This is a genomic window from Rhodococcus sp. AH-ZY2 (assembly GCF_030916465.1).
GTDB lineage: Bacteria > Actinomycetota > Actinomycetes > Mycobacteriales > Mycobacteriaceae > Rhodococcus > Rhodococcus ruber.
On the sequence record NZ_CP126458.1, the window covers coordinates 3,941,308 to 3,954,349 of the forward strand.

Below are 13,042 nucleotides of genomic sequence, written 5' to 3' on the forward strand. Positions count from 1 at the left end.
GCCCCCACCCCACAGCAGCGGACCACCGTAGGCGTTGGCGCTCGCTGTGGCCGCAATGCAACGGCAATCCCACAGGAAGGAAGGAACACCCATGAGACAGCCCAAATCGGCCGCAGGTAAGGCACTGGTGGCTGCACAGAATGCCGCCCTTGAGCGTGCCTCGAGTGAGCGTGGCGAACAGCTGGTGTGGAGTGAAGCGGAGGAGGCTGCGCTCGAGCGGGCGGGGTCGACGGTGGATCGCGCCGAGGATCTGCGGAGGCTGCTCGCCGCCGAGTTGAAAGCCGAGGATCCGAACGGCAACAAGGTGGTGAAGTACTCCGCGGAGATTCGTGCGTTGGATCGACTGGTGGTGCAGCTGTTGGATCGGCTGGCTCCGGATGAGGTGGGCCCGGTGAAGTCGAAGCGTCATCAGCGTGCCGCTCAGGCCCGGTGGAATAGGCGGGCTCAGTAGTGGCGCGGTCGACGGGCCGGGTGTCGCGGTTTGTGGCGCCGGAGGAGTGGCCGGATTGGGTGCTGTGCTTCGGCCGGGGTTGGCATGACGACCAGGGGGTGCAGGAGGAGATCCGCGCCGAGTGGCTGGATTGGAAGCGCCGCCGGGCTCGATGGGCGGAATCGGTGCCGGCGTTCTCCCCGGCTTCCGCTGCCGAGGAGCATCGCCGGCGTATCCGATCGCGTCCGTAGTCGAAGAGGCTAGGAGTCGAGTTCCTGTAGGGCCTCGAGACACTTGGGGCACGCATTGTCGGTGCCATCGTCGAAATTGCGAGGGTAGTCGTCCTGATATGACTGTGGCCGCGGGTGCAACTCGCTCCCGTCCCCGGTGGTGTAGCCGCATAGTGCGCCGCCGTCGGGTGGCATTCCGTGCACGTGCCCGTCCTGGGTTTGCGGAAACACGCCCTCAAGAATGTCGCCCTTTGTCCACGTCATGACATCGCCTCCCAGCTCGAATGGAATCCGGTGCGACGGAGGATAGCTGAGGTGGTATCAACTTCGAGGGCGTGTCGCATCAAGTGATGGAAACGGGATCCCCTGTCCCTCCCACTGGGGAGGGATGTGACGTCGGGTGCGGGCCGGCGCTTCCCGAGCATTGCGCTCCGCCGACCCGCATCGCCGACACTATCTCGAGTCGAACGGGTGTGCGAACCTGTTCGGTGTGGTGAAGTCGGTCGAGCGTGCCCCGCAGGTGTGTCCGAACGGGCATCGCTTGGGGCCGCGTCGGGTCCTGGTTGGTTGGGTGCCGTGTGACTGCACTCCCGGTGCCGGCGGGCATCGTACGTACACGTGTCGGGCGTGTGAGGTGACTATCGGCGTGCCCCCGCATGTGGGACCGCCGCGGCCGGGCGTGAGCTGGTCGGGCGGGTATGACTGAGACTTTGACTCACCTTCGGGGCTCCGGGCCGGGGTGGGCTCCGGGTGCGCCCCCAGGTCCGACCCAATGCCGCGCTGTCACAGCGGTGTCACTACGGGGTGTAGATTACCCCGTCCTACCACGGACACTGACGGACTGTCGTCGCAGGTGAACCGGCATCTGCCGGACCCTAGCGGACCGCCGAAATCGCGTCCGGCCGACTTCCCAAGCTGAATACGCGGGTTCGATTCCCGTCATCGGCTCTCCCGAAGGGCCCCGGCCGGCGCACCGCGCAGCCGGGGCCCTTCGCCGTCGGTCCGACTCGGCGCGCCGACTCGGGCCCGCGGGACGATGCACGGCTCAGCCGACCAGCAGAACTCCGGTGAGCGCGATCGTGACGACGATGACCGTGGAGGCGGCGGCGAGAGCGAAAGGTCGCCATCCGATACCACGCAACACGGACAGCCGGACCCCGGTACCGAGGGCGAACATCGCGGCGGTGAGCAGCGCGGTCTGGGTCACTCGCGCGGCGTCGAGCCACGCCGGTCCGAGAACGCCGGTGGCCCGCAACGCCACGCAGGCGAGGAATCCGATCAGGAACAGCGGCACCAGGGGCGGCCGCCTCGTCTGTGTGAGAGTGGCGGCGCGGCGTCGTGACGCCACCCCGATCCATGCGACCACCGGCGCCAGCAGCGCCACCCGGGCCAGCTTGACCGTCACCGCAACGGCCAGGGCGCCGCCGCCCACCGCCGCGGCCGACGACCCCGCGTCGAGCGCGCCGCCGGCAGCGACCACCTGCGCCACCTCGTGGATCGCGGCGCCGGCCCACATCCCTGCCTGGGCCGAGTCCAGGCCCAGGGCGGCCGCAGCCGCGGGCAGAGCCGGAATCATCACGGTGCCGAAGACGACGACCAGCGCGACCGTGGTCACCAGTTCCCGTTTGCGTGCGTTCACCACGCCGTCGACCGCAGCCGCGGCGGCGGCACCGCAGATCGAGAAACTGCACGCGATCAGCAGCCGTTGCGTCCAGCCGATCCCGAGCATCCTCCCGAGCACCATCGACCCGGCGATGCCGAGGCCGACCACGGCAGCGACCACCGCGAGCGTCCCCCATCCCAGCGCCAGCACGTTCGGCAGCAGCAATTGCAGACCGAGCAGCGCGACTCCGATGCGGAGCAGTCGCCGCGACGCGACGGTCACACCCGGTTCGAGGACCGCCGGCAGGGTCCTCACATTCGCGACCACTGCGCCGAGCAGGATCGCGATCAGCAGCGGACTGATCCCGCCGAACACGCGTGCCGCGACAACGGCCACTGCCGCCGCCGCGGCAGACAACACCAATCCGGGTAGCGATGCACGCACGCGCTCGAGCGAGACGTGCCGCGTGACTCCCGTACCACGGCCGCCGTTGCGTCCCCGGTCCCCCGGCTGGGCAACCTCGTCCGCGACCGGTCGCGTGTCCGGACCGGCCGACCTGTCGTGTTCGGGATCTGTGCGGTCGGTCTCCGCGGCTGCGGTAGCACCCTGCACGCTGCACACTCTCTTTCTTCCACGTGTCGGCACGAGGACCCGGCCCGGCCGAGATATTCGGGCCTGTGGCCGGTTCGGACGTCGCCGTGATCGAGCGGGCCACGGTCGAGCGGCCCCGCCGAGGGATCCCCCTACGGGACCCCGAATGCGACGTACCTCACAGTATCCGGATCCGGCACGGCATACTTTTCCCAGCGGGACACGGTGTATTCGATACGGGACGCCCCGAAGCGCAATTCTCGAACCCCCGACTACCGAGCCACGTCGATCGACGACGTGACACACCGCCCGGGGAGTCGGTGTGATGCCGGGAGGCGACCCGGATCAGCGTGGGGACTCGTCGCCGGGACGGGCGAAAACACGCCGGGGCCGACTCACGATTCGGGCCGGGTCGCCATGGCGCCGTTGCCGGACCGAAATGCCTTGGCAAGACACGCACAACCGTCGGTCCGGAAGCTCCCGCTCATACCGGCACGTCCCCGGCTCCGACGCCGGCATCGGTCCGGTGCTCGGCACGCCACTGTCGCGGACTGCAACCGAATTCGTTGCTGAACCAGCGGGAGAAGTTGCTCGGGGAGGAGAAGCCGAGCAGGTCGGCAACTTCGGTGAGCGAGTAGCGCCGACCGGCAACGAGGTGTTCGGCCAGGTCCACGCGGGTGGCATTGAGCACCGCGGTGTAGTTCTGCCCGGCCTCGGCGAGGTGACGGTGCACGGTGCGCCGGTCCACCCCGAGGCTGCGGGCGACCTGCTCGACCGAGCATCGCCCGGTGGGCAGCAGCAGTTCGATCAGCTCGCGCACCCGAGTGACGAGCATCGCGTCGGGCCGGGTGTCGAGGCTGTCGAGGTACTGGCGGGCATACGGACCGATCGAGGGACCCGACATGGCATTGGGAGCGTCGAGATCGCTTGTGTAGAGGACGATTCCGGTGAACTCCTGGTCGAACTTGACCATGGGCCCGAACACGTCGAGGTGGGTGCTGATGTCCTCGGGGGCGAGGTGGGTGAAGCAGACCGCCAATGGCCGCCAGCGGCCACCGCGGAAATCGCGCAACAGCCCGTGCAGGACCCCCATCACCAGTTCCATGGCCTGCCGGGTGTCGGCAGGTTCACCCAACTCGAGCGTCACCCGGATGGTCGCCACGTCCTCGGCCTCGACCAACCGCATCCGCAGGGCCTCGTTGTACATGTGCTGATAGCGCATCAGGAACTTCAGCGCGCTGCGGACGTCGGGTTCCTCCCGGAGGACCAGACTCACCGGGCCGAGGCTGGCGAAGCGCCGTCGCTCGACGAGCCGCAGCCCGAAGTCGGGGCAGCGGGCGGCGGCCGCCGAACGTTCCAGCAGGCGCGCGATCGCGACGGCAGGGATCCACCGGTCCGGCAGACCCAAACCCGTGGGATCGAGCCCGACGCTGCGCAGCAACGGCGTGGGGTCCATTCCGAGCGAGGCGCACAGGTCGGCATACCCGGTGATGGCGGCGTAGCGGGCCAACGGCTTCATGTCCGACCCCACATCCCGTCCCAGAGGGAACAACCCAGGTCACCTCAAGATACGCTCGCCCCGGCACGGGCGGGCGGGGGCATGCCTCGGTGATCGTCACGGCCGTCGTCCGGCTTCGTGGAGAAAGGCCTCGATCACCGGGGCGAGCCCGTCCGCGTCGGTGATCAGTTCGATGTGCCCGCCGTCGTGCCGGTGCAGGGTGGCGTGCGGCAGCAGTCGGTGCAGGATGTGGGCGTTGGCGATCGGGACGATGGGATCGTCGGTGCCGGCGACGATCAGGGTGGGCTGGCGGATGGCGGGAAGCAGCGGCAGGCTGGTCCACACGGCACCGGCCAGCAGCTGATGCAGGTAGCCGATCGCCGATCCGGCGTGGGTCTGGGCGCCGAAGAGGGCGGCGATGTCGTGGCTGCGGTCTGCCGCGGTACCGCCGTAGATCCGGCCGGCGATCGCCGCCGCACGCCCGGGGTCGGTGAATCGGCGACCGGTGACCATCTTGGCGAGCACCCGGGGGTGTCCGGGCACCATGAGCGCCCCGGTGGCAGTGGCGACGAGCACGAGTCGCCGACACCGGCGCGGGTTCTGGAACGCGAACTGCTGGGCCAGCGCCCCGCCCCAGGACAAGCCGAGCACGTCCACCGTGCCGATACCGAGCCGGTCGAGCACCCGCCCCAGGAGCCGCGCGAGGTAGCCGAACCCGTAGGGCGCGAGCGAGGGCGGCGACCCCCCGGCGCCGGGGACGTCGAACCGGACGATCGTGGTGGCCGGATCGAGGGCGGCGACGAAGGGGTCGAGCACCTCGAGCCCGGCGCCGATCCCGTTGCACAGCACCAGCGGCACTCCGAACCCGTGCCGGACGTGGGCCCGGATGCGTTGCCGGCCCACGAGGATCTCGTGCCGCGTGGTACGAGCGCCGCCGGTCATCGGTAGACGATGACGACCTCGGCCACGCACACCGGCCGCACCCCGCCCCGGATCTCGTAGGTGAGCGTGAACACCGCCTCGATGCCGGCGGGCTTCTCCACCGCGGCGGTGAGGGTGACCGTGGCGCGCAGTTCCGATGCGACCGGGACCGGCGCAGGAAACCGGACCTTGTTCGTCCCGTAGTTCACTGCCATACCGAGGTCGTCGAAGACCAGTACCTCGGCGAGCACGATCGGCGTCAGCGACAGGGTGAGGTAGCCGTGAGCAATGGTGGTGCCGAACGGTCCGGCCGCAGCCAACTCGGGCTCGGTGTGGATCCACTGGTGATCACCGGTGGCGTCGGCGAACCGGCCCACCTGTTCCTGGGTGATCTCGCGCCAGTCGGTGCGGCCGAGTTCGCGCCCGACCAGATCGAGCAGCGCGCGCGGGTTGTCGAGTGTGGTGGTCATGATGTCGTCTCCTGGGATCAGCTGTGGTGAACGTAGGTGCCCGGTGCGGCGTCGAGCGGGGAGTGGGCGGCACCGCCGACGGTGGTGGGGGCAGGAACGGTGGGGCCGCTGCGCGCAGCGAGCCAGGCGGTGTAGTCGGGCCACCACGAGTCTCGGGTGACCTCCGCGCGGTCGAGCCACTGCTCCGGGGTGTCCGAGTCGACGGTCCCGACCCGGAAGGACGCCTTGGGGTTTCCAGGTGGGTTGACCAGCGCGGCGACGTGCCCGCTGGTGGAGAGCACGAACCGGGTGTCGGCACCGCCCAGCAGGGCGGCGCTGCGGTAGCAGCCCTGCCACGGCGAGATGTGGTCGGCGATCCCGCCGATCACGTACGCGTCGGCGGTGACCGCGCCGAGATCGATCGGGGTACCCGACAGCTCCATCGTGCCGGGGGCGGCCAGCGCGTTGGTGACGCCGATGCGGACCAGGTCGCGGTGCAGGCCGGCGGCCATGCGGGTGGTGTCGGCGTTCCAGTGCAGCACGTCGAACGGCGCGGGCGGGCGGCCCTGCAGGTAATTGTTGACCCAGTAGCGCCACACCAGGTCGGTCGGGCGCAGCCAGGCGAACACCTCGGCCAACTCGTCCCCGTCCAGGTAGCCCCTGGACTGCGAGCGTTCGACCGCAGTCGCGGCGGTGCGTTCGTCGAGGGCGGCGGCGGCGAACCCGGCCCGCGCCTGGTCGAGCACGGTCACCGCCAGGGTCAGCCCGGCAACCCGGTCGCCGTGTCCGGTGGCGGCCAGGTACGCGGCGGTCGTCGCGGCCAGGATCCCGCCCGAACAGCTGCCCTGCAGGTGCGTGCGGCTGGCCCCGGTGATCGCCTGGACGGCGTCCATCGCATCGACGATCGCCGTGACGTACGTGTCGAGGTCCCAGTCCCGGTGTTCGGCATGGGGGTTGCGCCAGGAGATGGTGAACACCTGCTGGCCCTGGGCGACGAAGTACTCGATCATGCTGCGGCCTGGGGCGATGTCGGTGATGTAGTACTTGTTGATCACCGGCGGCACCATCAACAGCGGCACCTCGTGCACGGTGGCGGTGTGCGGCGCATACTGGATCAGTTCGAGTACCGGGGTTCGCAGCACCACCGCCCCGGGGGTGACCGCGACGGTCTCGCCGAGGGTGTAGGCACCGGGTTCGACCATGGCGGGCACCCGCGGCTTGGTGGCCATGTCGCAGGCGAATGCACGCGCCCCGCGCAGCGCGGACAGTCCGCCGGTGTCGATGAGCGCCTTCCATCCGAGCGGGTTGAGTACCGGATTGTTGCTCGGCGCGAGACCCTCGACGAGGTTGTCGAGCACGAACCGCATCCGTTCGGTGTCGCGCCAGTCCAGGCCGGCGTCGGCGAGCAGGGCATAGGCGGTGTCGGCGGTGGCGAGGTAGGCCTGCATGCTGCGACGCAACCACGGGTTGTGCTGCCAGGCCGGGTCGGCGAATCGCTTGTCGCCCTTGGCGGGTGCGCGGTCGGCGCGGCCGGCGGCAACGGCGGCGAGCTCCCTGGCCAGGGTTCCGCCGCGGTGCGCGAGCGTGCCGGGGCGGGCGGCCAGCCCGCCCGCGAGCCGGGCCCAGCCTCGATCGGGCAGCATCCGGCGGGCCAGGCCGCGGGCCGAGCCGGCCAGCAGCAGGTCCACCGGCGCGGCGGGCTCGTCGGAACGGTGCACGGGCTCGGTGGTGGTGACGGTGGTGGTCATGCTCGGTTGCTGCTGCTTTCGAATGTGGGGATGGTGATGTCGCGACGCAGGATCTTGCCGGTGGGGCCCTGGGGCAGGGAGTCGAGGATCCAGACGTGGCGCGGATACTTGTAGGCGGCGACGCGCTGTCTGACGAATTTCACGATCTCGACGGGGTCGGCGCTCATGCCGGCTCTGAGCGTGACCGCGGCGCCGATCTCCTCGCCGAGGGTGTCGTGTGGGATGCCGACCACCGCGGCCGCCGCCACGGCAGGATGCTCGTAGACAACCTCCTCGATCTCGCGGGGGTAGACGTTGAACCCACCGCGGATGATCAGGTCCTTCTTGCGGTCCACGATGTAGAAGTAGCCGTCGGTGTCCATGCGGCCGATGTCGCCGGTGGCGAACCAACCGGCCGCGTCGATCGCGGCCGCGGTCGCCTCGGGCAGGTTCCAGTAGCCCTTCATCACGTTCGGTCCCGCGATCTGGATCTCGCCGGGTTGCTCGGCCGGTACCTCGACACCGGAGCCGTCCACCACGCGCATCCGCACCCCCTCGATCGGGGTGCCGATCGAACCCGTCTTGCGGACGCGGTCCGGGTGGTTGAACGAGGCGACCGGCGAGGTTTCCGACAACCCGTACCCTTCCAGGATCACCGCGTCGAAGGTCCGCTCGAAGTCCTCGAGAACCGCCACCGGCAACGATGCACCGCCGGACACGCACACTCGCAGGCTCGCCGTCGCCGCCGCGTCGAATTCCTCTGCGACACCCAGCATCGCGGCGTACATCGTCGGCACGCCCTCGAACACGGTGACCCGGTCGCGGGCGATCACCTCGAGCGCGGTCCGTGGGTCGAACCGCGGCACCAGGGTGAGCATGGCGCCCACGAGGACCGAGGCGTTGAGCCCGCACGTGAGTCCGAAGACGTGGAACAGCGGCAGTGCGCCCATCACCACGTCGTCGGCTCCGACCTGGATCAGGGTGCGGGCGGTCACCTCGGCATTACCGGCCAGTCCGGCGTGGGTGAGTTCGGCGCCCTTGGGCTTGCCGGTGGTACCCGAGGTGTGCAGGATCACCGCGGTGTCCTCACCCGCCCGCGGCACCGGGGCGGCCTGCGCCGGCAGGTCGGCGATCAGCCGGGCGAGGGCGTCGTCGTCCACCAGCCACAACCGGGCGTCGGCCACATCGGCCGCAGCGCGGGCCTCCTCGGCGAACACCGGGGTCGCGAACAGCGCCGCCGCGGCGGTGTTCGTCAGGAAGAACTCGATCTCGCGGGCCTTCAGCAGCGGGTTCATCGGCACCGCGACCGCCCCGCGGCGCAGAATGCCGTAGAACACGATCGCGAACGCCGCGGTGTTGGGCAGCATCACCGCGACCCGGTCGCCGGGTGCGATCCCCGCCCGTTCGAGCAGGGTTGCCACCCGCGCCGCGGCCGCGTCGAACTCCGCGAACGACAGCGTGTCCTCGCCGCACCGCAGGGCGGGCTTGTCGGGGTAGTTGCGCGCCGACACAACGAGATTGGTACTGAGATTGGTCATGTGGTGGGTCTCCGGTGGGCTTCGTGAACGGGGTCGTGGTCAGTGGTCGTATCCGAGCCGGCGCGGGACAGCGAGGGCACGCACAGCGCCGGGGCACAGCGACTGGGGCCGAGGGCCCCGGTCAGCCATGCGATGCGTGCGCCGCCGTCGAACCGGGTGGGTCTCGGACGAGCGAGCCACTCGGTGGATTCGGCCGGGTCAGTGGTCGGCGCGGTGATGCTCACAGTCCGAGGTCCCGTCCGATGATCTCCTTCATGATCTCGTTGGACCCGGCCCAGATCTTGGTCACCCGCGCGTCCTTCCATGCCCGCGCAACCCGGTATTCGTTCATGAACCCGTAGCCGCCGTGCAGTTGCACGCAACTGTCGAGTATCTGGTTCTGCACCTGCGAGCTCCACCACTTGGCCTTCGCGGCGTCCACCGCGGTCAGCCGGCCTTCGGTATGCGCCTGCACGCACCGATCGACGAATGCCTGCGCCACCTCGAGCGTGGTGACCAGTTCGGCGAAGAGGAACTTGTTGTACTGGAACGAACCGATCGCCTGGCCGAATGCCCTGCGCTCCCGGGCGTAGTCCAGAGTCTCGCCCAGGATCGCCTCGGCGTGCGCGAGATTCGACACCGCCGCGCAGATCCGCTCCTGCGGCAGCATTCGCATCATGTGCGCGAACCCGCTGTCGACCGCGCCGATCACGTTCGTCGCGGGGACCCGGACGTCGGTGAAGAACAGCTCGGCGGTGTCGGACTCCGGTTGACCGACCTTGTCCAGCTTGCGGCCCCGTTCGAAGCCCGCCATGCCGGTCTCGACTGCGAACAGGGTGATGCCCTTGGCCTTCTTCTCCGGGCTCGTCTTCGCTGCCACGATCACCAGGTCGGCGTGGTAACCGTTGGTGATGAACGTCTTGGAACCGTTGAGGATCCAGTCGTCCCCATCGCGTCGGGCCGTGGTCTTCAGCCCGGCCAGGTCCGATCCCGCGGCCGGTTCGGTCATCGCGATCGCCGTGACCAGCTCCCCGGTGCAGAACCCCGGCAGCCACCGCTGCTTCTGTTCCTCGGTGGTCAGCTCCACCAGATACGGCGCCACGATGTCGTAGTGGATTCCGAAACTCGACGCGATCGCCGCACTCACCCGCGAGAGCTCCTCCCCCACCACCGCGTTGAACCGGTAGTCCCCCGCCGCGCTGCCTCCGTACTGTTCGGGTACCTCCAAACCGAGTAGGCCGAGCTTGCCCGCCTCGATCCAGATCTCGCGGTCGATGAACCGCTGCTCGATGATCCGCTCGTGCTCCGGAATCAGGTGGCGTTGCGTGAAATCACGGACCGTGTCACGAAAGGCGAGGTGGTCGGCGGCGTAGATGGTCCTGGTCATCGGTCTTCCTGGTGGGGGTGGCGACGGTGGCGTCCGAGTACTCCGGGCAGGTGGCTGCGCCTGCCGGCTGCAGCGACGATCTCGGAGCTGGTGATGTGGCCCGTCGAGTGCGGGATTCGATCGAGAACCCATGCGGGTCTTCGGGTTGCGACTCCACAGTAGTGGAACCACACTTCCCGCACTTATCCCTTCGGGTCGGCAGACTGTTCAAATCGGGACAGGGGCGTACCTGCGCCGATGACATTGCCTGCCGCACGAATCCGACGAGCACCCCGCCGGCACGCGCCCCCCGGTCGACGCGATCGTCCGACATCGTTCCGCCCGGCGCCATTCACACCGTCCCGGAGGCGACGTCGACATCTCAGGCCCGTCGATCCGACCGGATCCGGCTACAGCGTCTCGAAGTGAATAGTTGATGTCCCACCAGGAAAAGTAATACCGGGAGCGGCCGCGTAGCGTTAGGTCCATCACAAGAGGAGCAGGCCGGTGACCGACCCCACACCCCGAACCGACGCAACCGAACGAACGTGAAAACTGTTCTACACCGAGTTATTTCGAATCGAGTTGGCGTCAGGACGCGCGGGGCCCGGGGCCGACGAGGGAGATCCGCGGGCGAGCATCGTTCGTTTCCGTGAGCCACCCGTCACCGTACTCCACCCCAATTCATCTAGGAGACAACGAAATGTCTGTCACGAGCGAGACGCCCCGGTGGGCACGAACGGTGACCCCGTTCCGGGTCGAGCCGTTGACCGCCACGATCGGCGCGGAGCTGTTCGACGTGAACCTGGGCGAGGTGTCCCGCGACGACGCGCTGTTCGCCGAGCTGCGGGCACTGTTGCTCGAGCACAAGGTGCTGTTCTTCCGCGATCAGGACATCACCCGCGCCGAGCACGTCGCCCTGGCCGAGCGGTTCGGCCCGCTCGAGGATCACCCGGTGGCCGGCAGCGACCCCGACCATCCCGGCCTGGTGCGGATCTACAAGGACCTCGACAGCCCGCCCGAGCACTACGAGAACGCCTACCACTGCGACGCCACGTGGCGGGCGAACCCTCCGATGGGTTCGGTGCTGCGCGCCGTGGAGATCCCGCCGGTCGGCGGCGACACCATCTGGGTGAACATGGCGCAGGCCTACACGCGGCTGCCGCAGTCGGTGAAGGAGCGGATCGAGGGACTGCGCGCCCGGCACAGCATCGAGGCCAGCTTCGGTGCGAACATGCCCGTCGAGGCACGCCACGCCCTCCACCGGCGGTTCCCCGACGCCGAGCACCCGGTGGTGCGCACGCACCCGGAAACCGGCGAGAAGATCCTGTTCGTCAACGCCTTCACGACGCACATCGTCAACTACCACACCCCCGACAATGTGCGCTTCGGGATCGACTACGCCCCCGGCGCCGGGGATCTGCTGCGCTACCTGATCAGCCAGGCCACGATCCCGGAATACCAGGTGCGGTGGCGCTGGACGAAGAACAGCGTCGCCATCTGGGACAACCGATCCACGCAACACTATGCGGTGCAGGACTATTGGCCCGCCGTCCGCAGGATGGAACGCGCCGGCATCGTCGGCGACCCCACCTTCTGAACCGCCCTCTCACCCTCCCCACTCTCACGACAACTCCGATCGGAGCATCACCATGCACTTCCACGACGACGCCCTGTTCCCCGAGAACCAGGAGAAGCTGGTCATCACCGTCGCCCCCTACGGCCCCGAGTGGGACATCGACGACTTCGCCGAGGATCTGCCACTGACCATGGACGAGCACGTGCAGAAGGCGGTGGACTGCTACGACGCCGGAGCCACCGTGCTGCACATCCACGTCCGTGAACTGGACGGCAAGGGCTCCAAGCGGCTCTCGAAGTTCAACGAACTGCTGGCACGGCTGCGCGAGGCGGTGCCCGAGATGATCCTGCAGGTCGGCGGCTCGATCTCGTTCGCCCCCGAAGGCGAGGGCGCGGACGCGAAGTGGCTCTCCGACGACGCCCGCCACATGCTCGCCGAACTCGACCCCAAGCCCGACCAGGTCACCATCGCGATCAACACCAACCAGATGAACATCGTCGAGCTGATGACCGCCGACGACATCGCCGGCACCTCCTTCGAGCGCCCCGAGGTGTACGAGGCCTACCGCGAGATGACCGTCCCGGCCGGGCCGGGCTGGGTCGAGGAGCACCTGCGCCGGCTGCAGGCCAACGGCATCCAGCCGCACTTCCAGCTCGCCGACATCGCCCAGCTCGAAACCGTCGAGCGGTTGATCCGCCGCGGCGTCTACACCGGCCCGCTGATGGTGACCTGGGTCGGTATCGGCGGCGGTTTCGACGGCCCCAATCCGTACAACATGATGGAGTTCGTCCGCCGCACCCCCGACGGCGCGGTGCTCACCCTGGAAACCCTGATGCGCAGCGTGCTGCCGGTCAACACCATGGCCATCGCAATGGGTCTGCACGCCCGCTGCGGCACCGAGGACACCCTGTGGGGCCGCAAGGGCGAGAAGATGACTTCCGTCGCCCAGGTCGAACAGCTCGTCCGCATCGCGAACGAACTCGGTCGTGAGGTCGCCACCGGCAAGGATGCCCGCGAGATCTACCGCCTCGACGAGCACTACACCGACGCCGACGAGACCCTCGCCAGGATCGGCTTTGCGCCCAACCGCCGCCCCGGTCAGCGCGGCTTCACCCAGCACGCCTGACGCGG

10 protein-coding genes are annotated in these 13,042 nt (G+C 68.9%); 3 read left to right on the forward strand and 7 right to left on the reverse strand.

What is annotated here, in order from left to right:
- The first annotated feature begins 91 nt into the window (after positions 1 to 91).
- Positions 92 to 451, forward strand: a complete 360-nt coding sequence (locus QNA09_RS18960; protein ID WP_308072009.1) for a hypothetical protein — start codon at positions 92 to 94, stop codon at positions 449 to 451.
- A gap of 1,254 nt (positions 452 to 1,705) precedes the next feature.
- Here QNA09_RS18960 and QNA09_RS18965 read toward each other — a convergent pair.
- The 7 genes from QNA09_RS18965 to QNA09_RS18995 form a co-directional block, all read right to left on the reverse strand.
- Complete coding sequence (locus QNA09_RS18965) at positions 1,706 to 2,884, reverse strand: YeiH family protein (RefSeq protein ID WP_172603556.1); 1,179 nt, start codon at positions 2,882 to 2,884, stop codon at positions 1,706 to 1,708.
- A 454-nt stretch (positions 2,885 to 3,338) separates the two neighbouring features.
- Entirely contained in the window at positions 3,339 to 4,373 is a 1,035-nt protein-coding gene (locus QNA09_RS18970) for an AraC family transcriptional regulator (RefSeq protein WP_010596811.1), read from the reverse strand.
- Between the two features lie 96 nt (positions 4,374 to 4,469).
- Positions 4,470 to 5,294 (reverse strand): poly(3-hydroxyalkanoate) depolymerase, encoded by an 825-nt coding sequence (gene phaZ / locus QNA09_RS18975; protein ID WP_308072010.1) that lies wholly within the window; start codon positions 5,292 to 5,294, stop codon positions 4,470 to 4,472.
- Entirely contained in the window at positions 5,291 to 5,743 is a 453-nt protein-coding gene (locus QNA09_RS18980) for a MaoC family dehydratase (protein WP_010596809.1), read from the reverse strand. Before QNA09_RS18980 ends, phaZ begins: the two co-directional genes overlap by 4 nt.
- Positions 5,744 to 5,760: 17 nt before the next feature.
- Positions 5,761 to 7,470, reverse strand: a complete 1,710-nt coding sequence (locus QNA09_RS18985; protein WP_308072011.1) for an alpha/beta fold hydrolase — start codon at positions 7,468 to 7,470, stop codon at positions 5,761 to 5,763.
- On the reverse strand, positions 7,467 to 8,987 hold the full coding sequence (locus QNA09_RS18990) for a long-chain fatty acid--CoA ligase (protein ID WP_308072012.1): 1,521 nt from the start codon (positions 8,985 to 8,987) through the stop codon (positions 7,467 to 7,469). Before QNA09_RS18990 ends, QNA09_RS18985 begins: the two co-directional genes overlap by 4 nt.
- Positions 8,988 to 9,207: 220 nt before the next feature.
- The gene (locus QNA09_RS18995; RefSeq protein ID WP_308072013.1) at positions 9,208 to 10,353 is read right to left on the reverse strand and encodes an acyl-CoA dehydrogenase family protein; all 1,146 of its coding nucleotides are present in this window, start codon (positions 10,351 to 10,353) and stop codon (positions 9,208 to 9,210) included.
- A gap of 682 nt (positions 10,354 to 11,035) precedes the next feature.
- Here QNA09_RS18995 and QNA09_RS19000 point away from each other — a divergent pair.
- Together QNA09_RS19000 and QNA09_RS19005 are read left to right on the forward strand one after the other, a co-directional pair.
- Positions 11,036 to 11,932, forward strand: a complete 897-nt coding sequence (locus QNA09_RS19000) for a TauD/TfdA family dioxygenase (RefSeq protein ID WP_308072014.1) — start codon at positions 11,036 to 11,038, stop codon at positions 11,930 to 11,932.
- 52 nt (positions 11,933 to 11,984) lie between these two features.
- On the forward strand, positions 11,985 to 13,037 hold the full coding sequence (locus tag QNA09_RS19005; RefSeq protein WP_308072015.1) for a 3-keto-5-aminohexanoate cleavage protein: 1,053 nt from the start codon (positions 11,985 to 11,987) through the stop codon (positions 13,035 to 13,037).
- Positions 13,038 to 13,042: the final 5 nt, after the last annotated feature.